This is a genomic window from Paenibacillus sp. P36 (assembly GCF_045866505.1).
GTDB classification, from domain to species: domain Bacteria; phylum Bacillota; class Bacilli; order Paenibacillales; family NBRC-103111; genus Paenibacillus_E; species Paenibacillus_E chondroitinus.
The window spans coordinates 4,745,936-4,767,399 of record NZ_AP038372.1 but is presented as its reverse complement, the minus strand read 5'-3'; the positions used below and the strand labels follow the sequence as shown (position 1 = coordinate 4,767,399).

Sequence of the window (21,464 nt, the reverse complement as noted above, 5' to 3'; positions counted from 1 at the left end):
TACAAGATTAAAAGGACTATCAGCTGATGCGGCTGTGAATTCATCTTGTATTTTATCATAAAAGATGTTGATTTTGCATGCCAGACGAGCTATATTAGTTTGTGTGACAAACTAAATTTATGTGAACGTGAATGGAGGTTTTACTATGCATGCTGCTGTTGTGCGTTCGTTCGATACTGCTCCGAAATATGAAATTTTCGATACTCCCGTACCATCTGAAAAAAATGAGGTTCTTATAGATGTGATTGCTGCAGGTTTACACCCCCGCGTGCGATCACAAGCTAATGGTTCCCACTATACAAGTTCCGATAAGCTGCCGTTAGTTCCTGGCATCGATGGCGTTGGACGTATGGCTAATGGTCAATCCATCTATTTTGTTGCACCTGACTCAGCCGTAGGGACGTTTGCAGAAAAGGCCGTCATTGACCCTCGTCGAAGTGTAGCCTTGCCGGAAGGTGTCGATCCTATCCTGATTGCTGCAGCAATGAATCCAGCCATGTCATCATGGGTAGCTATGCGTCGTAGAATTGATTTTCAGCAGGGACAAAAGGTTCTGGTTCTTGGTGCAACGGGGAATTCTGGACAGATGGCTGTGCAGATCGCTAAGCTTCTTGGCGCCAGCCAGGTGATCGGTGCTGGGCGAGATGAGAATCGCCTTAATGGTCTAAAGGATCTGGGAGCAGACGCGACAGTTTCCCTTGCGGACGATCCGGAGGAAGCTGCTGAGCGACTAGGGGAGATTGCCTCTGAAGTCGACGTCGTCATCGACTATTTGTGGGGAAAGCCGGCAGAGCTTGCGATGTACCCCTTGCTTAAAAATAGATCGGATCGAAGCCGGGCATTGTCATGGATTCAGATTGGGTCCATTGCAGGACCTACGGCTGCTGTGCCTTCCGTCGCGCTGCGATCAGCCAACTTTTCTCTGTTGGGCAGCGGCCAAGGATCAGTCTCAACCTCAGGTTATGTGGCCGAGCTGCCAGCTTTAATCGACGTTATTGCGGCAGGCAAACTTAAAGTGAACTCGGTATCAGTGCCGCTTTCCAAAATTGAAGATGTATGGAACGATTCTGCTTATGCCGGGCAGCGGGTAGTATGTATACCTTCGAAGTAGGTGGAGGGCCTTTAAGCAGCTAAGGAAGATCAAAAAAGAACCTGATAAAATATCAGGTTCTTCTGTATTGCATATAGACGCTCACGATGTTATAATCGGAACACGAATGTTTTTTATTTGATTTTAGGTCATAGATAATTCACCTTACACTCTAAGTGTACCATGGCGTCAATCCCTTGTCAAATGTTTTCTCAATTTAATGGTTAGGAGAGATGTAGAATGAGTTCTTTCGTTCTCGGTTTTCAGGAAATGGAGAAAACACAGCTTACGCTTGTTGGCGGAAAAGGTTTAAATTTAGGGGAACTATCCAAAATTCAAGGCATACAAGTACCAGAAGGATTTTGCGTGACAACTGTGGGATATCAACAAGCGATTGAGAAAACCGAGTCTTATCATGCTTTGGTTGATCGCCTAAACACGCTGAAAGTTGGAGATCGAGATCAAATAAGTGAGATCAGCAGAAAGATCCGACAACTTATTATAGAAGTGGAGATATCAAGTGATGTAGAGAAAGAAGTCGCTCATTATCTTGCCAAGTTTGGCGAAGAGCATGCCTATGCGGTGCGTTCCAGTGCGACTGCTGAAGATTTACCACATGCCTCTTTTGCCGGTCAACAAGATACCTACTTAAATATTATCGGCAAGGAAGCCATCTTGCTGCATATCAGTAAATGTTGGGCCTCCTTATTTACGGACCGCGCGGTCATCTACCGTATGCAAAATGGATTTGATCACAGCCAAGTTTATTTATCTGTTATCATTCAGCGGATGGTCTTTCCGCAGGCTTCTGGAATTTTATTTACGGCTGATCCAATAACTTCTAACCGAAAGCAGCTATCCATCGATGCCAGTTTTGGGCTTGGCGAAGCGTTGGTCTCGGGCTTGGTATCTGCCGATAGTTATAAAGTACAAGAGGACGAAATCGTCGATAAGCGGATCTCAACCAAAAAATTGGCTATCTATGGTCGAAAAGAAGGCGGGACAGATACACGAACAATCGATCCCGATCAGCAAAAGGCACAAACCCTTACTGAACCACAAATATTGCAATTGGCGCGCATCGGAAGACAAATTGAGGCCTATTTCGGTTTTCCACAAGATATCGAGTGGTGTTTGGCTGACGGTACATTTTATATTGTCCAGAGTCGACCAATCACAACCTTATTCCCGATTCCTGAAGCGGATGATGAAGAGAATCACGTTTATTTATCCGTCGGGCATCAACAAATGATGACCGATCCCATCAAACCATTGGGATTGTCTTTTTACTTGCTAACGACGCCAGCACCCATGCGTAGAGCAGGTGGGAGATTGTTTGTTGATGTCACCAATCATCTGGCTTCACCTTCTCGAAGAGATCACTTGATTAATGTGCTCGGACCCTCGGATCCGCTCATTAAAGACGCGCTAACGACGATTATTAACCGTGATTTCATTAAATTGGCTCCTGAAGAAGAAAAAAATCAGACTCCTGCTAACAACAACAAAGTTATACCATCACCGTCACAAGTCGATTTCGAACCATCAATCGTTTCAGAATTGATTACAAAAAATCAAACGTCGATAAGCGCGTTAAAAGAAAACATCCAATCGAAATCAGGCGTGGCTTTACTTGATTTTATTCTGGAAGATTTTCAGGAATTAAAGAAGGTTTTATTTGACCCACAAAGTTCGGCTGTTTTTATGGCAGCTATGAATGCTTCATCAAGGATCAATGAAAAAATGAACGAGTGGTTTGGCGAAAAGAATGTTGCAGATACGCTTTCACAGTCTGTAGCAAACAATATTACTTCGGAAATGGGTTTGGCGCTCATGGATGTCGCGGATGTCATTCGGCCTTATCCGGAAGTCATTGACTATTTACAACGGGTAAAAGAGGATAACTTTTTGGATGAGCTTGTTAAATTTAATGGTGGGCAGGAAGTCCGTGACGCTATCTCATCTTATCTTCATAAATACGGAATGCGATGCGCCGGAGAAATCGATGTGACGAGAACGCGTTGGAGTGAAAAGCCAAGTATGCTTGTCCCTTTGATTCTCGGGAATATCAAAAATTTTGAACCGAATGCTGCCTCTCGTAAATTTGAGCAAGGGAGACAGGAAGCTTTGGAAAAAGAGAAAGAGCTAATAGATCGTCTGAAACAATTACCGGATGGGGAAGAAAAAGTCGAAGAGACTAAGCGAATGATCAGCCTAATCCGAAATTTCATCGGTTATCGTGAGTACCCCAAATACGGGATGATTAGTCGCTACTTCGTATATAAGCTGGCTTTACTGCGAGAGGCTGAACGGCTCGTACAAGCTAATTTTATCCGAGAAAAAGAAGATATCTATTATCTTACTTTTCAAGAACTTCACGAGGTCGTCCGCACGAATGAACTGGATTATTCGATCATCAGCAAACGGAAGGACGATTACAAATTTTTTGAAAAACTCACTCCTCCGCGTGTCATGACGTCTGATGGTGAAATCATTGCAGGTGAGTATAAACGTGAAAATCTGCCAGCCAATGCCATTGTAGGTCTACCTGTTTCTTCCGGAGTTATCGAAGGCAGAGCGCGTGTCATTTTAAACATGGAAGAGGCTAATCTTGAAGAGGGGGATATTCTGGTTACTTCCTTTACTGATCCTGGCTGGACACCCTTGTTCGTATCTATAAAAGGACTAGTCACCGAAGTTGGGGGACTGATGACTCATGGCGCTGTTATCGCGCGGGAATATGGCTTGCCGGCCGTTGTCGGCGTAGAAGATGCGACCAAGCTGATAAAAGATGGGCAGCGCATCCGTGTGCATGGGACAGAAGGGTATATTGAAATACTGTGATAGCTGTATGCGAATAGTCGGGGAGAGAAGGGCGGTCATTTTGACCGTCCTTTTTTTGATTCTATGCCAATTTAGGGCTTGAGGGGAACTAGGATCCCTTATTTGCGTGAAAATGTACGTTTTCTTTTTGTAGGGGAACTACAGTTCGCTATTTTCCGATTTCTCTGGGGAATCGTGCCTTGGAGGACAAATAAGTCCCTGTAGTTCCGCTCGTAAGGGGGAACAGCTTGTTTTATGTAAAATAGAGGACACCAGTTCCCTTTCATTTGAAAATTGGGGTAGAAGCGTGTATTCATGTACTCCATTCTGTTCCATTATGTGGTAATATGTTGAGTAATTAGCTCCTATTTTGAAGGGAGGACAAGGATGAAGTACGCGACACATTTGGGCATACTCGCGTCGTTAGGATCGATAGCGCTTTGGCTGATTTTTGTCTTTTATAACCCGTACAATTCTGGGCAAGTAAGTAATAATGTTTTACTGAGATCAGGTTTTTTTCTCTTAGCCCCTGCATGTTTAGCGTTGATAGGTTCAATAATTAGAAATCGAATCATAATGTTCATAGCATTCATCTGGTCACTTCCTATAAGTCTATATTTAGCTATGACACCCAGCTTCTTTAATTTGTTCATCGTTACTTCAATTTGCTACTTATTTAGTGCAATATGGATGAGAAAAAACGTAGTACTTTGGAGGAGAGACAGTGACAGTAAAGAAAGCCATTCATAACATCGATCTTGAACTTACAAGAACATTAAATGATTATTATTCTTGGTTTGATGTTCATTCAGATTTGCTTAGGTTTCGACCTAAGGTTGGTTGGAGTATAGAACAAATTTTAGAGCATGTCACTTTAACTAACTATTTCCTATTAATTTTGATTCGTAAAGGAAAGAAAAAAGCTCTAGATCTTGCAATACCGATAAATCTAGATCATGCAGTTTCTATTTACGAATACAATTTAGGGGAACTTGATCTGATTGATAAACATAAATCATTTGTTTGGATACGACCCGAACATATGGAACCCGTTGGCGATAAATCAGTATCCGAAATAAAAAGAATAATGGAAGAGCAGATGAATGAGTGCAAAGAGATACTTAAAGAAATCCCGAATGGAGAAGGCATTTTATATAAAACGACAATGTCAGTAAACAATCTCGGAAAGATTGATGTTTACCAGTATATTTATTTCCTATGTCAGCATGCCAAACGTCATATTGCTCAAATGGAAAGTGTAAGAGATGAGTATAGTAGATTCAAGATTGCTGAATAGAACAGGATATCTCATTGAAGCAGCGTAAGCATCTGATAAACTTGACGTTGATCACCTTTCAACCGGACATAGCGGCACTGCATTTGAGAAGAACCGTCACCATCCAAATAGATGCCGTCTACTAATCTTCGGTCGCCTAATTTTTCGAGAATGGCTGCGCGGAACTCTGCAATTGTACAATTGGTAGGGGTAACAATCATGTACACGTTTTCTTGGCTGTCATAAACAATGGCCGAACGCATACGACTTTCGTCATAAGCTGGCATCTCCTCTAGAATCATATCGTTCTCCCAACCTAAAGGATCGTTAAGTCTCATACTAACGCCACCTTGGGCCCAATAATGAAGCTTATCTGTGACGGACAATTCGCCGGCATGTGTGACTACTTGAATCGAGAAGTGTTTCGTGATGTCATCCCAAACGAGTGTTCCACGTTTTAAATTCGTGTCAATACCCGTGTTGTACCAGCCAGAGCCGTAATCACCTGGTGATCCTTTCAGAGGTTGATCGTTAATAACCGCGATGCTCAACAAAGCCCCTTCCCAGAAAAATCCCCCGTTAATACCATAGAACGGAGTCTTCGTTACATTCGTATCGATGGCTTGAAGTCGAATATTATCCGGAGTAGTTCGCATTGTATGTAAGACGACACCGTTAGAAGCTTTTTGCTTTTCATAATGATAATGATGAGGTAGGTTGAAATCCTTTTGATAGTAACTAATGAATGAAACAAGCAAAATTGCAAAGGCCAAAAGCATCATGTGAAAACGATTGAATTTTGTTAATAACAATTGAGAGATTCTCGAAAGGTTCACTAGGTACTCCTTATTGAATTCTTCTATGTTTGTCTCAATAATATGTCCCAACAATATCATGAACTAGCAATAGATGTATATAAGGATGAGGGAGATGCTTGATGTTGCTTGGTAAAAGGATCGGATTGGGTTCGAGTTGTGAAGTCTACGAATGGATGGACAGCAATAAAGTGGTCAAGCTTTTTCATTCGGACACGCAAGCAGGAGCCGTTCAACGTGAATATCGGAATTGCTCCATTGCCTGGGAGAATGGTCTTCCAACAGCCCGTCCCTTTGAACAAGTCAGCTGGGAAGGAAGGCACGGTATCGTTTTCGAAAAGATCGAAGGAGAAACGCTTTTGCATCGTATTTTTGAGCAACTGTATGCTCTTCGACCGCTTGATTTTCACGAACCCAATCATGATCTGCGAAAACTAGCGGCGGTTCTGAATGATATTCATCAGGTCACAGTCACAGGCATAGTTACCGAACAAATTAAGCACTTACAATCAATAATTGGTCATCCTGCCGTGTTTACTAACGACGAATTATGTGCGATCCATACCTACATGGACCAGTTACCTGTAAAACAGCAATTCTGTCATGGCGATACGAACCCAGGGAATGTCATCATAAAAAACAATAAAATGTATATGGTCGACTGGATGCATGCATCCATCGGAAATCCCGCCGCGGATGTTGCGGAGGTTTGTGTAATGATTGAATTTGCTGTATTGCCGCCAGCAACCCCAACTGCTGTCAAAGATTTCTTTGAGACTTCACGACAAGTCGCCCTTAACATTTTTATAGATGAGTACTGTAAGTTATCGGGGCTTACTGAGCAAGAAATACGAGCCTGGTACATACCGGCTGCTGCTCGTTCCATCTCATCGGGAGCATTGGCCGAAGAACAAGTTGCAAAGCTTGTATCTATGATACGAAATATTTTATATACCTCCTAAGAAAGGCTGTCGGCACAGGACCGGCAGCCTTTTCCTATACACAGTCAAAGATGATCAATCTTCAGAAATGGTCTCATTAGAATAACTATCCAGCACGAATGACTTGAACATTTGGGCTGGGAAATTTAATTCCCTATCTTTATTTACAATAATGCCATGGGTGGAAAAAATCCCGGTGGGCAAGGGCAACGATTGGAAGTCCCCTTGCTCTAACTCTTTTTCGGCTGCTATTTTTGGAATCAGGGCAAAACCAATTCCACACTTCACAGCTTTTTTTATCATTTCGATACTAGGATATTGGATTGCCCCACTTGTCTCAACCCCAGTCTCCTCTAAGATCATGTTGGCATGTGTATGATATAAGCAACTGTTACCGAAGCTGATCACGGCTTCATGGTTTAACACGTTTAAACCATCCGTTTCCACTTTCCCCGTCAATTCGTGTGAGGCAATAAAAATCAATTCTTCCTGCAGCATAGGGTAAAAAATTACGTCTTCTCGCCCAGGATCACGAGGTACAATGCCAAAATCAACAACATGCTGAGAAACATCGTCAATCACATCTTGATGGTAGCCTGTTTCCAGCTTAAATTTAACCATTGGATAATCAAGGCGAAATTTCTCGATGAGCGAAGCCATTCTGGTCACAAAAAAAGACTCATGCATACTTAGGTGGATGGTTCCTTTGGGTTGAGTTGATTCATTCATGGCTTCCTCTAATGTCAGCCCTAAATGTACAAATTGATGAGCAAACTTAGCCAGTTTTAGGCCTGCTTCCGTTGGCTTTACTCCTCTAGATAAGCGGTAAAAAAGTTTCTGACCACATGCCCGCTCAAGTAATTGAATATGGTTGGTAACTGTAGATTGCACATATCCTAATTTCTCTGAGGCACGATTAAAGCTTTTTTCCTCCATCACAGCAATAAATGTCTTGAAAAATCTCCCCTCAAGCAAGTCAATCATAGGTGGACCTCTCCTTAGTTATCAGGTTTCGAAATAACAGATATTGAATCTTTCCATAACTGAAATAGATGAGCCTATGATAACATAACGTCTAAGCAACGCAAACGGATTACAAGTTTTATTGTTGGAGGGAAAATGGGAGGGAGATAGGATGAAGACGATTGAAGGGCTGCATGCAGAGAAAGAAAGGTTTGCCAAGCTTTTGAAGAACGATAGGGTGACAGGTTCAGAGGCGATTGTCAGAAGTTTGCTTATTGAAGGTGTGGAGTGTGTCTTTGGGATTCCTGGAGGAAGCGTCCTGAACATTTACGATGTCTTTCACGATCTCCCGGAATTAAAACATATTTTAACCCGCCATGAGCAAGGGGCTATTCATGCAGCGGACGGTTATGCACGTGCTACAGGAAAAGTTGGGGTTTGTTTTGCAACATCGGGACCTGGGGCGACGAATCTGGTTACGGGAATTGCCACCGCGAATATGGATTCTGTTCCATTAGTTGTGATTACAGGCAATGTGTCTACAGCTTTACTTGGTACGGATGCATTTCAGGAAGCGGATATTACGGGAATCACCATGCCGATTTCAAAACATAACTTTTTAGTTCGTGACGTGAATGAGCTGCCGAAAATTTTGCATGAAGCCTTTTATATTGCTTCTACTGGAAGAAAAGGTCCGGTCTTGATCGATATTCCGAAAGACGTAACGAGTCAACAAATGGATTTTCAATATCCATTAGACATGCCTGAAATTCGCGGATACCAGCCATATGTTCAGCCAACTCAAACGCAAATCGAAAAACTGCTCATGGCGATTGAAAAAGCGGAGCGTCCTGTTATTCTGGCCGGCGGAGGCGTTATCTATTCGGATGCTTCCAAGGAGCTGCTCGAATTTGTAGAGAAAACCCGAATCCCAGTTACAACAACGTTACTTGGACTGGGAGCCTTCCCAAGTGCACATGAATTATGGATGGGTATGCCGGGTATGCATGGAACATACACTGCGAATAAAGCCTTGCAAAATTGCGATCTGCTTATTAGCATTGGCGCACGTTTTGACGACAGAGTCACGATGAAAACTAGCGGATTTGCTCCAAAGGCGAAAGTAATCGCACATATCGATATCGATCCTGCAGAAATCGGGAAAATCATGCAAACGGCGATCCCTTGTATCGGTGATGTAAAATCGGTACTACACCAGGCAAACATTCAGGCGAAACCGGCCAAATCAGAGACTTGGTTGACTGAAATCCAGGAAAACAAAAGAGAGTTTCCGCTTCGCTACACAGATTCTGAAACAACTTTAAAACCACAATTCGTTATTGAAATGATCAGTGAAACCAGCGATGGTGAAGCAATTGTTACGACGGATGTCGGCCAGCATCAAATGTGGGCCGCTCAATTTTATAAATTTAAACACCCGCGTTCCCTGATTACCTCAGGTGGTTTAGGGACAATGGGGTTTGGCTTACCGTCCGCGATAGGGGCACAAGTGGGCAACCCCGAGCGACTCGTGGTTTCCGTCAACGGTGACGGAGGGATTCAGATGTGCACACAAGAGCTTGCAATTTGTGCAACGCATAACATACCCGTGAAGATCGTCATTCTGAATAATCAAGTTCTAGGCATGATCAGGCAATGGCAAGAAATCATTTACGATAATCGGTTTAGTCATATGGAGCTCTCTGGTAGTCCGGACTTCGTAAAATTAGCGGAAGCATATGGAGTTACTGGACTCAGGGCAACCAATAAAGAAGAGGCTCGCGAAGTGTGGAAAAAAGCGATGGCTATTCAAGGCCCTGTACTCATTGATTTTGTGGTGAATCAAGAAGAGAATGTTTATCCGATGGTTGTCCCAGGCGGTACGATAGACGAAATGATCATGGGGGACGAAAAATGAAACGACACACGCTTTCAGTACTTGTAAACAATCATCCGGGCGTTCTACAGAGAGTTGCGGGATTATTCGGACGTCGCGGCTATAACATTGAGAGTCTCGCTGTAGGTCAAACAGAAGATCCTGAATTGTCACGCATGATCATTGTGACGTCGGGGGATGATCACACGTTTGAGCAAATTCAAAAGCAGTTAAACAAACTCATCGACGTTATACAAATTGATGAATTAGCTGATACAGCATCAGCCCGTTCATCAGAGATAATGGAGGTAGATCAAGCATGAAAACACTTCAACATGATACGGAGTTTGAGAATGCTAGGTTATTTAATCACTATGTCATGGTTATGAAGGAGGGAAAAATGATCGGAGGAGGCCTTATTGAAGCCTATAATGACATTGAAATACAAATAGGAAACAAATTATATGAACGTGAAAATGCGAGCTTTATTGAAGCGCCGGCTCCTCAAGCCTCTATTTAGTGATACTTACCCAAGAAAACTTGAATAAGGAACCACCCTTAGCGGCCCCTTTTCGCTTAATTTGATACGATCATTTCTTCCGCGAGCTTTAATTCAACAATATGCTTGGATAATAGGTCCATGAATAACCGGGCAGCTTGACTTAGGTATTTATCCTTATGGTGGATGATGGCAATTTCTCTGCTCAACGTTGGATTTTCGATTTTTATGGCTTTTAACTGCGTATCGTTATACAAATTCAAGTACGTTCTGGACAAGGCAGTGACTCCGGCATCAGCTTTGACAAGGCTTATAATGGTTTCAATGGCGGTCGTCTCGATGATGGGTTCAATTTGAAAGCCAGAAGTGCTGCTCGTTAGATCAATAATTTGCCGGCATTTGTACGTTTGAGGAAACATGATGAACGGATGCTTGCTGATTTCGTCAAAATTAATGCTTTCTTGCTCAGCCAGAGCATGATCCTTAGAAACTGTCAAATAAATATCTTCCTTGTATAAAGGATATTTGACAACCCGATCATCTTCGACAGGAAGTATGGTGATGGCCAGATCGATCTGATTTTGTATGACTCTTTCCACAACATCATCAAAATTAACGATTTTGATCTGTACTTCAGGATAGATCTGGTGAAAATTGATCAACAAAGATGAAACGAGCTGCGTGAGCTCTCCGGGGAGTGCACCTATGGATAAAGTTCCTCTTGTGACCTTTTGGAGCTCCATAATTTGCACTTTGACATTTTTCAAGGATGAAAATATGACTTTGCATTCGTTTAAAAGAATGTGACCTGCTTCGGTTATGGCAATTTTTTTGCCGATCCGGTCAAATAAGGGGACTCCGAGCTCATCTTCCAGCATCTTAATTTGATGACTAAGGGTCGGCTGGCTCATACCCAGTTTCTCCGCAGCCCTTGTGAAATGCAATTCTTCACAAATGGCCGCGAAATACTCGAGTTGTCGAAACTCCATCTAGGTTACCTCACTTTGATGTTCATCTGGACATTATTAGTATGTACGATGTGAAAATGATTCATTTAACGAATGATAATAATAGAAGATTGCATATTGATCCTTTTCATCAATTCATCAATAATGTTACTTAAGTTATAGGAAGGAGTAATTTTATCATTTATACAACGGATACCCTTAAAATGCAAGATCAACGAAACAGGCATCAAATCATCTACCTTTTAATAGGTAAAAAAGAGATGAAATTAAATTTTAGAAAGTAGTGACTATTCTACATGCAAACCATAACTGCCGTACAAAAACAAAAAAGCATCGGTTCCGTTCAATTTTTACCCGTTAATCTATTTGCGTCGGTTATGGGAATATCAGGACTGGCATTGGCTTGGAGACAGGCAAGTAAGCTATTTGGAGCTTCACTTCTTATCGCTGATATAATTGGGATCATTGCAGTTCTAGCATTTATCCTATTAAGTATAGCTTATATTTCGAAATGGGTTCTATACCCGCACAAAGTCAAAGCCGAATTCACGCACCCCATTATGGGCAATTTTTTCGGTACGATCACAATTGCTATTCTATTGTTATCTTCCGTAATAGGTACTTACAGTCATATCGTAGGGCAAGTGGTTTGGGTAATCGGGACCGTAACGACATTAGTGCTTTGTTTTATCATTGTGACACGCTTGCTGAACGGGAATATTGAGCATGGTCACGCGGTGCCTGCTTGGTTGATTCCTGGGGTGGGGACCCTTGATATTGCCGTTGCCGGCGGATCAATGCCATTCCCATGGGCACATGAAGTTAATTTGATTTCGCTGGCGATTGGCGGAATTGTTGCCCTGATTTTTCTTACCATGATCTTATCCAGATTGATCCACCATGCTCCTATGCATACAGGTTTAACGCCCTCAATGCTTATTATGATTGCGCCGTTCGAGGTTGGTTTTCTCGGGTATGTGAACTTCGAGCAACGAATTGATCAGTTCGCGTCCATTTTATATTACTTTGGTTTGTTTTTGTTTATCGTTTTGTTCTTCAAAGTATTCAAAAAATCGATCCCGTTTGGAGCTTCTTGGTGGGGCGTAAGCTTTCCGCTTGCAGCACTTAGCAATGCCGCTTTGCAATATGCCATGTTTGTGAATTCCTGGCTGTTAATTGCCGTTTCCGCGGTGATTCTGGTCGTGCTAAATATCGTACTGCTCGTATTATTTATTCGCACACTGAAGGCTTTATTTAATGGGAATTTACTAAAAGGCTAATAATAAAAATGTCATTGATCGGATTTGTCGAAAGGAGAACGATAGAAATGATCTGGAATACTCTACGATCAAAAGGATTTTTGTCAGCATACCTGTTAGTTATTCTTATGCTTTCTGCTGCCGTAGTGCTGAAGCAGAGAGATATACTGTTTCCGGAAATTGCCGGTATGGCGATGGGGGTTATGGTTTTTCCTGTCGCTCACTGGATTAAGAAGCCTGTTCATCTGTGGCTTGCTCCAACCATAGGAGCTTTCATTGGCACTGCATTGAACGGTTTGACGCTAAATACGCAGCCGAAAATATTGCTTGGTCTTGTGATTATTGTCATTTTAATGCACATATTTCGCGTCAATTTTGGACCGACGATTCCTGCAACACTGCTGCCGATTTTTTTAGGCTTGCATGACTATGTTTTTGCAACAACAACAGCTGTATTTACGTTTATGATTATGTTAGCCGCTTTTAGAATGAGAAAATCGGAAAAGTTACCTGATGGCCCACAAAAGTTTCGTAAAAAAACAGATACGGTCATCATCACGATTATTTTAGCGCTCTGGATTGGACTAGCTTTCGTAACGAATCTAACAGTGATTGTGGTTCCACCGGTATTTGCGCTCATATTTGAGGTGTTTCATACAGATGGTTTTAATTGGAAATTAATCCCGCCTCGTTTAGCTGTATTGACGGCAACGGCGATTCTTTCCGTCGGGGTCTTACATTTATTGGCTGGCTCTATTATTTGGGTTGGTGTTATCAATGTTGTAATTACACTCATTCTCTGTAAATGGTTTAAAGCACCTGTTCCAGTTGCCTTTGGTGTCTCACTGATGCCACTCATCTTCCCGGCATGGGGGACTTGGGGGTTTCCAGTAGGTGTTTTTGCCACAACAGGCGTGTTGATGTGTATTTCTGCGGCATACCGACAGTTGAGAAAGAGGCAAGCCGTACAAGAATAAACAAACCAGAAGAGAGTGTCGTGTCATGAAAAATGAAGATATGCTCGCTGTGCTCAAAGCTTTATCGAATGAAACCCGGCTCAATATTCTCCGCTGGCTAAGTGAACCGGACAAACTGCACAAAGATTTACCCAGCGAGATTCAGGTTGAATTTCCTGGGGGAGTTTGTGTAGCGGACATTCAGGAAAAAGCCGGTCTTGCACAGTCCGTTATCTCCACCTACTTGTCCTCCATGCAGAAAATCGGATTGTTGGAATCGCGTCGTTATGGTCAATGGACCTATTATCGACGCAATGAGGGAGCTATCGATAACTTTTTGGAGGACTTTGCCGCGGGGATGCAAGCTAAGAAACTATAGGGTTTATATGGTGACAGAAATTGTATGCTTAGTGGATTTCACGGGTAGAATGTCTGTTTACAAAAAAGGGAATCATTTGATATTATAAGGTCAATATTGAACGCGATGATTAGAAGAGTAATGGAAAATGATCTTGCACAGAGAGCTCCGGCAGCTGAGAAGGAGCAAAGAGCTTTTCCACGAAACAAGTCTATGAGCAGCATGTCGGAACCTGCAAGGGGGGTGGCATGACGGGAGCTCCCGTTATTGAGCTAGAGTATAAGCATTGCCTGCAATGCCGTACTTGAAGAGGTTAATATGGCGACATATTAATGAACCTGGGGTGGTACCACGAAAATTTCGTCCTCAAGACTGAAGGTCTTGGAGGTGAAGTTTTTTTTATTTTTAAACCACTTTGCGTTTATTAGGAGGAGTCTCAATTGAACAATTTGCAGGAGCATTTGACGGACAATTTTATCTTAAAGTTAATTCATGAGGAAATTGGTGAAAAAGCATTCGGCAGGGAGATGTGCACAAGATTTCCACCTGAGCCCAACGGCTATCTTCATATTGGAAGCGCCTATGCCATACACACGAATTATACAGTAGCCCGTAAGTTTAACGGGACATTTCATTTACGCTTTGACGACACGAATCCTCTAAAGGAGGATATCAAGTATGTGAATGCAATTATAGAGGACATCAAGTGGCTTGGTTACGATCCTGGGGAAAATATCTATTATGGTTCGGACTACTCGAACGAGATCTACAACGCCGCTATTACTTTGATCAAACGTGGGAAAGCCTATGTCTGTGATTTAACGCCAGAGGAAGTAACCGCGTATCGAGGTACATTGACGGAACCAGGCATAGATAGCCCTTACAGAAACCGGACCATTGAGGAAAATTTAGAGCTTTTGGTGAAAATGAAAAATGGCGAATTCCCGACTTCATCAAAAGTGCTTCGAGCCAAAATCGATATGCGTTCATCCAATTTGAATTTAAGGGATCCTGTTATTTATCGTATTATTCATGCGAAGCATTATAGAACGGGAGATGACTGGTGCATCTATCCCATGTACGATTTTGCTCATCCTATTCAAGATGCCATTGAAGGTATTACTTATTCTTTGTGTTCTATTGAATTCAAAGATCATAGGCCCTTATATGAGTGGGTCTTAAATGAGTTGGAGATCTCTGAGCCTCCGCGGCAAAGGGAGTTCGGCCGGTTGAATTTAACTGGTGTTGTAACTAGTAAACGGTTTTTGAGGCAGTTGGTAGATGGGGGATATGTGGATGGTTGGGATGATCCCAGACTTCCCACCCTGCGAGGATTGCGCAGAAGAGGCTTTACTCCAGAAAGTATTCGCACCTTTATTGAGGAAATTGGCAGCATTCGAACTCAGAGCACGGTGGACATATCTCTACTGGATCATTGCCTGAGACAGGATTTAAAAGAAAAGACCGTCACGGTTATGGCTGTGCTGCAACCCCTGAAGGTGGTCATTACCAACTATCCGGAAGATGTCGAAGAAATGTTGTTGATTGAAAACAACAGTGAAAACGAGGAGCTTGGAAAAAGAGAGGTTCCTTTCGGTAAAACCATTTATATCGAACGCGAAGATTTCATGGAAGTACCCTCTAAGGGTTTTCACCGGCTAAGTCTTCATACTGAAGTAAGGTTGAAGGGAGCCTATTTCATTCGCTGCGAAGAAGTTATAAAGGATCAAGCTTCGGGAGAAATTACAGAACTTCGTTGCACCTATGATCCGGAGACCAAAAGCGGTACGGGGTTTACTGGGCGTAAGGTAAAAGGGACGATCCACTGGGTTTCAACCGAGCACGCAGTTAAGGCTGATATCCATCTCTATGAGAAGCTGCTGCTTGATCAGGAAGTTCCGAAGGACAGCGAAGATTGGATGAAACTAATCAATCCTAACTCGATGGTTACTATTCAGGATGCATGGATGGAACCTTACATTGAGACAGCACGGCCTGAACAAAAATTCCAGTTTCTACGGCATGGTTATTTTTCACTGGAGGCCAAAACCAGCGATAGACTTGTATTTAACCGTGTTGTACCATTAAAAGATGCTTGGAGCAAAAAGGAGAGATGAACAGAGAATGACATCCGATCCGAGTGCTTCTAAATATCGAGGAGGGATCGCATGGGTGCTGATCACAACAGGCTGAAGGTTTTGGGAGACTACCTGAAGTCAAGAAGGGAGCGATTGCATCCCGAGCAAGCGGGGATTCAGCATTCATATGGACGAAGGAGAACACCAGGACTTCGGAGGGAAGAGGTCGCAATTCTGGCAGGAGTTAGCGTAACCTATTACACATGGCTGGAGCAAGGACGAGAGGTGACGGCTTCCAGGGAAGTTATAGAAAGCATTGGAAGAGCACTGCAATTGTCCTCGGATGAAAGGATGCATTTGCTTGGTTTGTGGAGTCCAGAAAACACGCCTGCACCTCAGAGACAAGAACGTATAAAACCTGAATGGCAAAGCATTATCGACCAAATGGCTTTCCCCGCTTATGTCGCGAATGACAGAACAGAAGTCATCGCCTGGAACCAAGCGGCTTGCGAGATCATTACCGATTTTTCATCGATGTCAAGTCCAGAGCGTGTCCTTATGAGGATTTTTTTCATGGACCCCTATTTTCGCAATCAGATGATGAATTGGGACGAATTTGCGCGGTACTCCGTAGCGGTCTTTCGATCGTATTTTGAACGGAATGATGGTGATGTTTGGTTTAAAGAAACGGCTGATCGCTTGGCAACTGAGAGTGCTGAGTTTGACTCGCTTTGGCGCATGCATGATATCCAGTTGAAAAAGACGAGCCAATTCCATCTAAACCACCCTGGAGCGGGCGAGCTGGCCTTCGAAATCAACTCCTTTGTCAGCATGAATGCCGACTCGGATCTACATTTCTGCATTTTTACACCGATAACGGGTACGCCAACGGAGAAGAGACTAAAGGATTTTCTTGATGCGGTGTTATAAGATCAACGTATCCTAGTAATCTGGTTACCCGTATAAACATACTGTGGCTACCTCCTTTTGCGTTGACTATACTGAGTTCATAGTCAACCGAAGGAGGTTTTTTATATGAAAGCAATTGTGATCGATCGGCCATGTGAGGCTGCAGACCTTGTCGTGAGGGAACTGCCGGACCTCCAGCCAGCACCAGGCATGCTCACCATAGATGTTGCCTATGTAGGTGTTGGATATGTGGATGTCCTGCTGCGCCGAGGGGAATTTGGGTCTCTAATCCCAATGCCGGTTGTACCGGGACTCGAGGTATCGGGGTATGTGAAAGCAATAGGAGATGGCGTGAAAGATTTCTATATCGGGCAGCCGGTAGCGGCAATGACACTAATGGAAATGGGCGGATATGCATCGGTAGCCCAGGTAAGGCCGGAGTTGACCGTCCCTTTGGATCAATTGGGAGGGGAACTTGATCTGGCATCGGCGGCCGCAGCTATCGTCAACCTGACGACGGCTTATATGACAATCAAGAACGTAGCCAGGATGCGAGCTGGAGAAAACGTGTTAGTTCACGCAGCAGCAGGGGGGCTGGGCAGTTTTTTGGGACAAATGGCCAAAGTTTTCGGAGCAAGCAAGGTCATCGGCACAGTCGGGAGTATCGAAAAAACAAAGCTAGCCGCTTCTTTAAGTTACGATGAGCTGTTGCTTCGATCTGATTTCATTGAGCCAATCAATAAGATGCTAGGCCCACGCAAAGTCGATATCGTTCTGGACCCGGTAGGCGGCGATATGCGAATTCTCAGCCAAGAGCTGCTGCGTCCAATGGGACAAATCATCATGCTGGGAAATGCTAGCGGCACAGAGGATGTCCCGCAATCTTCCAACGATATTTGGTTATCGAACAAATCCATAAAAGGGTTTAATATCGGAGCATATAGCCAATCTGCTCCTGTTGAAGTCGGTAAATCGGCGAAAGAGGCGCTATCTCTGTTGGCAAAAGGCCAGATCAGGGCGGAAATATTTGGCGTCTTTCCTTTGGAGAAAGCATCTGATGCTCATGAGCTTCTGGAGGAGAAGAACACGGTGGGTAAACTTTTGCTGAAAGTCGGAGGATAAAAGGTCGGTAGGACTTGGCGTGCATCTTGTTATAGTTTAAAGCTATAACAGGATATAGGAATAAAAAGTTACCTTTTCGTGGATAGTCAATGCTATCATTACAGTTATAATGAAAATGAGGCATGGGGTATCATAGTTCTGGAGGGTAATGTTGAATATGCTAAAAGAGAAAATAGAAAGTAAAGAGGCGGGCATTTTGACCTATGGCATGACGCCTCCGAAGATAACAAATACCTCAGATAAGGTAGCTGAGATTGCACGCAAACAGGTTGAAAGAATAAATGACCTCGATATAGATGCATTAATTTTGTATGATGTTCAGGAAGAAACGGATCGAGTTGAACAAGAAAGACCATTCCCGTATTTGCCAACGATGGATCCGGCAACCTATAGCGATGAGTATTTAAATCAATTGCGAGTCCCCAAAATCATTTATCGTTGTGTTGGAAGGTATAGTGAAGAGCAATTCGTAAATTGGGTAAAAGCCGATATGGAACAGGATCGATACTCCGTTTATGTAGGTGCTTCTTCCAGTAAACAAGAGATTAATTTAGAACTATCTGATGCTTATGATCTAAGCAAGAGATTAAATAACAATTTAACTTTTGGGGGAGTTGTTATCCCTGAAAGACACATGAAAAAGAATGATGAGCACTTACGAGTGAATCATAAGACGCAAAATGGCTGTTCCTTTTTCGTCTCGCAAGCCACTTATAATGTTGAGGCCTCGAAAAATTTCTTATCCGATTACTATTATTACTATACAAATAATGGATTGGAAATGGTGCCCATTTTGTTCAATCTCGCGCCGTGCGGTTCGGAAAAAACGTTAGAATTCATGAAATGGTTAGGAATCAGTATTCCGACATGGCTAGAGAATGACTTAAAATATTCGCAAGATGTGCTCGATAAATCATTAAAATTGTCTCTGGGCATTTTTGAAGAGATTTTGGATTTTGCATGGGAAAAAGGGATTCCGATTGGATGTAGTGTGGAAAGTGTCTCCACAAGGAAAGTGGAAATAGAGGCTTCTGTTCAACTCGTTAGAGACATTAGGGCTATGTTGGATAAAAAATTGAATAGAAACGTGCTTACTTCAATCTAGTAGGTAGTGTGAGAGTAGCGCAATAGGGAGCAGTTCTGCGGCGGCAGGATTGCTCTTTTTATTTAGAATCTTACTTGTCACCGATTGACATTTCCTGATTATGGGAATATAATAAATAAAAAATGAATGAACCATTCATTCAATAAAAGGAGTCAGATCGTGATGGAGCAAATGAAAACTAAGCCATGGAGTGTGTCAGGGAAGTATGTGCTTATTACAGGAGCAACTAGCGGTATCGGGCTTGCGGCAGCCAAGGAACTGGCGGTTCGAGGAGCAGACTTGGGAATCGTGGCGCGGAGCCAGGTTAAGGCGAATGAAACTGTCGAACAGATCCGGATGTTGACTGGAGGCAAAACGAAAGTAGACGTCTTTCTGGCAGACCTGACCGATCAGAGGTCGATTCGCAGCGTTGCATCCGAAATTTTGACGCAGTGTCCCCGTATTGACGTGCTAATAAACAACGCGGGTGCGATGTACGTGAAACGAATCCTCACTCGTGATGGTATGGAACAAACTTGGGCGGTCAACCATCTCGCACCTTTCCTGCTAACGACGTTACTCCTTGATCGGCTGAAGATGAGCGGCCAAGCGCGGATCATCACCACGTCTTCCCATGGGCACAAGATGGCGAAAACAGGCATAGTTTTTGATGATTTAACCGCTGAGAAGCGCTATAGTTTCCCCCAAGTCCTAATGGGAGGGGCTAATTTCCGGTACGGAGAAACGAAGTTAGCGAATATTTTGTTCACGACAGAGTTAGCCCGTCTTCTTGAGGGAACTGGAGTTGTCGCGAACTGCTTTGATCCGGGGCTTGTCGCTACCAATTTCAATCAGGATAATGGCTTGCTGGCCCGGATGACGATGGCGGTCATGAAACGATTCTCCCGACCAGTGGAAAAAGGAGCAGAGACGCTCGTCTGGCTTACGGATTCGAGTGAAATTAGTAGAGAGAGCGGGAAGTACTATGTCGATATGAAGGAAGCGACTCCTTCGGCTGCTGCCCTTAGCGGGGAAATTGCACGGAGGTTATGGGAAGTCAGCGAGTTTCAAACTCAAAAATTTGAAATTAGGATAAAGGAGAGTCACCAGGATGTCGGAAACGAATCAGACAACGAATCGCAAGAACGATGAAAGAAGAGAGCAAATTAAAAAGGCTGCGCTCAAAGTGTTCGCAAGCAGAGGAATTGCTGGCACGAAGATCAGCATGATTGCTGAGGAAGCCCGAATCAGCCAAGGTCTTACTTACCGTTATTTTCAGTCGAAAGAAGAACTATTCACACTCCTCGTTCAGGAAGCTGTAGAAGAGGCGCAAACAGCAATACGTAATGTCCCATTGCTTCCCGGAACTCCACTAGAACAGTTCAAAGCGTTGACATGGAACATGCTAGACGACACCAACAAGCACTACTTCTTACTTATTCAGCAAGCTCAAACTGCCGAAGGCGTGCCGGAGCAAGCAAAGTTAGCAATCTCGCGGTATCATCCCCAGGATACGATGGATTTGTTAGTTCCTATTTTTGAAAAAGGGCAGCAACTCGGTGAATTCGGAGAAGGAGATCCACGACAAATGCTCTTCCTTTATTTTTCCGTTGTCACAGGTTTAATGATCCAAGATACTCACGGCAGTATGGGATCTTGGCAGCGGGAAGTAGATCGGTTGATTAAGCTCCTGACCTGATTGTAAGAAAAACCCTCGCCAAATACTGGTGAGGGTTTTTCGTTTGCTTGGTCCAACTCATGGAAGCAAATGGAACGTTAATCGGATCTGTTCCAAGAAGGACTCCGATGAATAGCCGCGCTCTTCTTTTTGAAACGAGTAAGAATCACTGCTTAAAGCCATGAGAAGCATATCCGCCTTGAAAATATGGTTAGGCTGGGGCTCCCCGCTGGATAATGCAATTTCGTCGAAAAGTTCGACTAACAGCTGCTGCAATTCAAGATACAGAGGACTCTGCGTTCGAGCCCGAGTTCGATTCGTTGAAGCAGAGTCCTCGACGCCTTTAAGTAATTGGGATTTCTTCTCCCTGAAAGCCATAAACAACTCGAGAAGACCATTTAATCTTTGGCTTGGCGGAGCGGAGCGGTTTTCCTGCATGTACGCTTCAATATTTTCGAAGAGGAGAACGATGTTCTCTTTCATTAAATCCAGACACAGCTCACCCTTGTTGCGATAGCGGCGATAAAGCGTACCTGGACCGATCTGTGCTTCTGCGGCAATTTGGTTCATACTAACTTGTTCAACGCCATTCTGATCGAATAAGCGATAAGCCGCATCCAAGATGCGCTGGCGATTCTCCGCAGCGTCGCGGCGTTCCGTACGAGGGGGTGTCTCTGAATCAAACATGATCATCATCACTTCCTATTGTGATTGTATTCGTCATATTGACAAGTGGAGAGGTCTCCGTTTATCATAAATGGAGAGGTCT

20 protein-coding genes and 1 other annotated feature are annotated in these 21,464 nt (G+C 43.4%); of the genes, 16 read left to right on the top strand and 4 right to left on the bottom strand.

From position 1 onward, the window contains the following. The first annotated feature begins 145 nt into the window (after window positions 1–145). The 3 genes from ACKTT9_RS21430 to ACKTT9_RS21420 all read left to right on the top strand — a co-directional run bounded on the left by ACKTT9_RS21430 (window position 146) and on the right by ACKTT9_RS21420 (window position 5,210). Window positions 146–1,111, top strand: a complete 966-nt coding sequence (locus ACKTT9_RS21430; protein ID WP_407867537.1) for a zinc-binding alcohol dehydrogenase family protein — start codon at window positions 146–148, stop codon at window positions 1,109–1,111. Between the two features lie 219 nt (window positions 1,112–1,330). Continuing rightward, window positions 1,331–3,934 carry a phosphoenolpyruvate synthase gene (gene ppsA, locus ACKTT9_RS21425; protein WP_407867536.1) on the top strand — a complete coding sequence of 868 codons (2,604 nt, stop codon included), beginning with the start codon at window positions 1,331–1,333 and terminating at the stop codon, window positions 3,932–3,934. Between the two features lie 703 nt (window positions 3,935–4,637). After that, the gene (locus ACKTT9_RS21420; RefSeq protein ID WP_407867535.1) at window positions 4,638–5,210 is read left to right on the top strand and encodes a DinB family protein; all 573 of its coding nucleotides are present in this window, start codon (window positions 4,638–4,640) and stop codon (window positions 5,208–5,210) included. 11 nt (window positions 5,211–5,221) lie between these two features. Here the strand turns inward: ACKTT9_RS21420 and ACKTT9_RS21415 are convergent, their stop codons facing one another. Further along, window positions 5,222–6,025 (bottom strand): hypothetical protein, encoded by an 804-nt coding sequence (locus tag ACKTT9_RS21415; protein WP_407867534.1) that lies wholly within the window; start codon window positions 6,023–6,025, stop codon window positions 5,222–5,224. 101 nt (window positions 6,026–6,126) lie between these two features. On the opposite strand from ACKTT9_RS21415, the gene ACKTT9_RS21410 reads away from it, so the two are divergent. Further along, window positions 6,127–6,966 carry a phosphotransferase family protein gene (locus ACKTT9_RS21410; protein ID WP_407867533.1) on the top strand — a complete coding sequence of 280 codons (840 nt, stop codon included), beginning with the start codon at window positions 6,127–6,129 and terminating at the stop codon, window positions 6,964–6,966. A 54-nt stretch (window positions 6,967–7,020) separates the two neighbouring features. Here ACKTT9_RS21410 and ACKTT9_RS21405 read toward each other — a convergent pair whose 3' ends face one another. After that, entirely contained in the window at window positions 7,021–7,929 is a 909-nt protein-coding gene (locus tag ACKTT9_RS21405) for a LysR family transcriptional regulator (RefSeq protein WP_407867532.1), read from the bottom strand. Between the two features lie 151 nt (window positions 7,930–8,080). Between ACKTT9_RS21405 and ilvB the strand changes: the two genes are divergently transcribed. Genes ilvB through ACKTT9_RS21390 form a run of 3 tightly spaced genes read left to right on the top strand, consistent with a single transcriptional unit; the run spans window position 8,081 to window position 10,304 of the window. Beyond that, window positions 8,081–9,826 (top strand): biosynthetic-type acetolactate synthase large subunit, encoded by a 1,746-nt coding sequence (gene ilvB, locus ACKTT9_RS21400; RefSeq protein ID WP_407867531.1) that lies wholly within the window; start codon window positions 8,081–8,083, stop codon window positions 9,824–9,826. After that, entirely contained in the window at window positions 9,823–10,107 is a 285-nt protein-coding gene (gene ilvN / locus ACKTT9_RS21395; protein ID WP_407867530.1) for an acetolactate synthase small subunit, read from the top strand. Before ilvB ends, ilvN begins: the two co-directional genes overlap by 4 nt. Next, window positions 10,104–10,304 carry a hypothetical protein gene (locus ACKTT9_RS21390; RefSeq protein WP_407867529.1) on the top strand — a complete coding sequence of 67 codons (201 nt, stop codon included), beginning with the start codon at window positions 10,104–10,106 and terminating at the stop codon, window positions 10,302–10,304. The genes ilvN and ACKTT9_RS21390 overlap by 4 nt, the downstream gene beginning before the upstream one ends. Window positions 10,305–10,360: 56 nt before the next feature. On the opposite strand, the gene ACKTT9_RS21385 is transcribed toward ACKTT9_RS21390, so the two are convergent. Then, entirely contained in the window at window positions 10,361–11,272 is a 912-nt protein-coding gene (locus tag ACKTT9_RS21385) for a LysR family transcriptional regulator (RefSeq protein ID WP_407867528.1), read from the bottom strand. A 275-nt stretch (window positions 11,273–11,547) separates the two neighbouring features. Here ACKTT9_RS21385 and ACKTT9_RS21380 point away from each other — a divergent pair, with 275 nt between their 5' ends. The 9 genes from ACKTT9_RS21380 (at window position 11,548) to ACKTT9_RS21340 (ending at window position 20,716) form a co-directional block, all read left to right on the top strand. Next, on the top strand, window positions 11,548–12,531 hold the full coding sequence (locus ACKTT9_RS21380; protein ID WP_407867527.1) for an SLAC1 anion channel family protein: 984 nt from the start codon (window positions 11,548–11,550) through the stop codon (window positions 12,529–12,531). Window positions 12,532–12,578: 47 nt separating this feature from the next. Further along, window positions 12,579–13,487, top strand: coding sequence for a hypothetical protein (locus ACKTT9_RS21375; protein WP_407867526.1), 909 nt, complete (start codon window positions 12,579–12,581; stop codon window positions 13,485–13,487). A gap of 25 nt (window positions 13,488–13,512) precedes the next feature. Further along, the gene (locus tag ACKTT9_RS21370) at window positions 13,513–13,845 is read left to right on the top strand and encodes an ArsR/SmtB family transcription factor (RefSeq protein WP_407867525.1); all 333 of its coding nucleotides are present in this window, start codon (window positions 13,513–13,515) and stop codon (window positions 13,843–13,845) included. 96 nt (window positions 13,846–13,941) lie between these two features. After that, window positions 13,942–14,195, top strand: a binding site (T-box leader). A gap of 69 nt (window positions 14,196–14,264) precedes the next feature. After that, window positions 14,265–15,941, top strand: a complete 1,677-nt coding sequence (locus ACKTT9_RS21365) for a glutamine--tRNA ligase/YqeY domain fusion protein (protein ID WP_407867524.1) — start codon at window positions 14,265–14,267, stop codon at window positions 15,939–15,941. A gap of 51 nt (window positions 15,942–15,992) precedes the next feature. Beyond that, window positions 15,993–16,832 (top strand): helix-turn-helix transcriptional regulator, encoded by an 840-nt coding sequence (locus ACKTT9_RS21360; protein WP_407867523.1) that lies wholly within the window; start codon window positions 15,993–15,995, stop codon window positions 16,830–16,832. 105 nt (window positions 16,833–16,937) lie between these two features. Next, on the top strand, window positions 16,938–17,933 hold the full coding sequence (locus ACKTT9_RS21355) for a zinc-binding alcohol dehydrogenase family protein (protein WP_407867522.1): 996 nt from the start codon (window positions 16,938–16,940) through the stop codon (window positions 17,931–17,933). A gap of 157 nt (window positions 17,934–18,090) precedes the next feature. After that, on the top strand, window positions 18,091–19,038 hold the full coding sequence (locus ACKTT9_RS21350) for a 5,10-methylenetetrahydrofolate reductase (RefSeq protein ID WP_407867521.1): 948 nt from the start codon (window positions 18,091–18,093) through the stop codon (window positions 19,036–19,038). A gap of 162 nt (window positions 19,039–19,200) precedes the next feature. Continuing rightward, window positions 19,201–20,169, top strand: coding sequence for an SDR family oxidoreductase (locus ACKTT9_RS21345; protein WP_407867520.1), 969 nt, complete (start codon window positions 19,201–19,203; stop codon window positions 20,167–20,169). After that, window positions 20,129–20,716: a TetR/AcrR family transcriptional regulator gene (locus ACKTT9_RS21340; RefSeq protein WP_407867519.1), complete on the top strand. Its 588-nt coding sequence runs from the start codon at window positions 20,129–20,131 to the stop codon at window positions 20,714–20,716. Before ACKTT9_RS21345 ends, ACKTT9_RS21340 begins: the two co-directional genes overlap by 41 nt. A 57-nt stretch (window positions 20,717–20,773) precedes the next feature. On the opposite strand, the gene ACKTT9_RS21335 is transcribed toward ACKTT9_RS21340, so the two are convergent. Then, complete coding sequence (locus tag ACKTT9_RS21335; protein WP_407867518.1) at window positions 20,774–21,382, bottom strand: TetR/AcrR family transcriptional regulator; 609 nt, start codon at window positions 21,380–21,382, stop codon at window positions 20,774–20,776. Window positions 21,383–21,464: the final 82 nt, after the last annotated feature.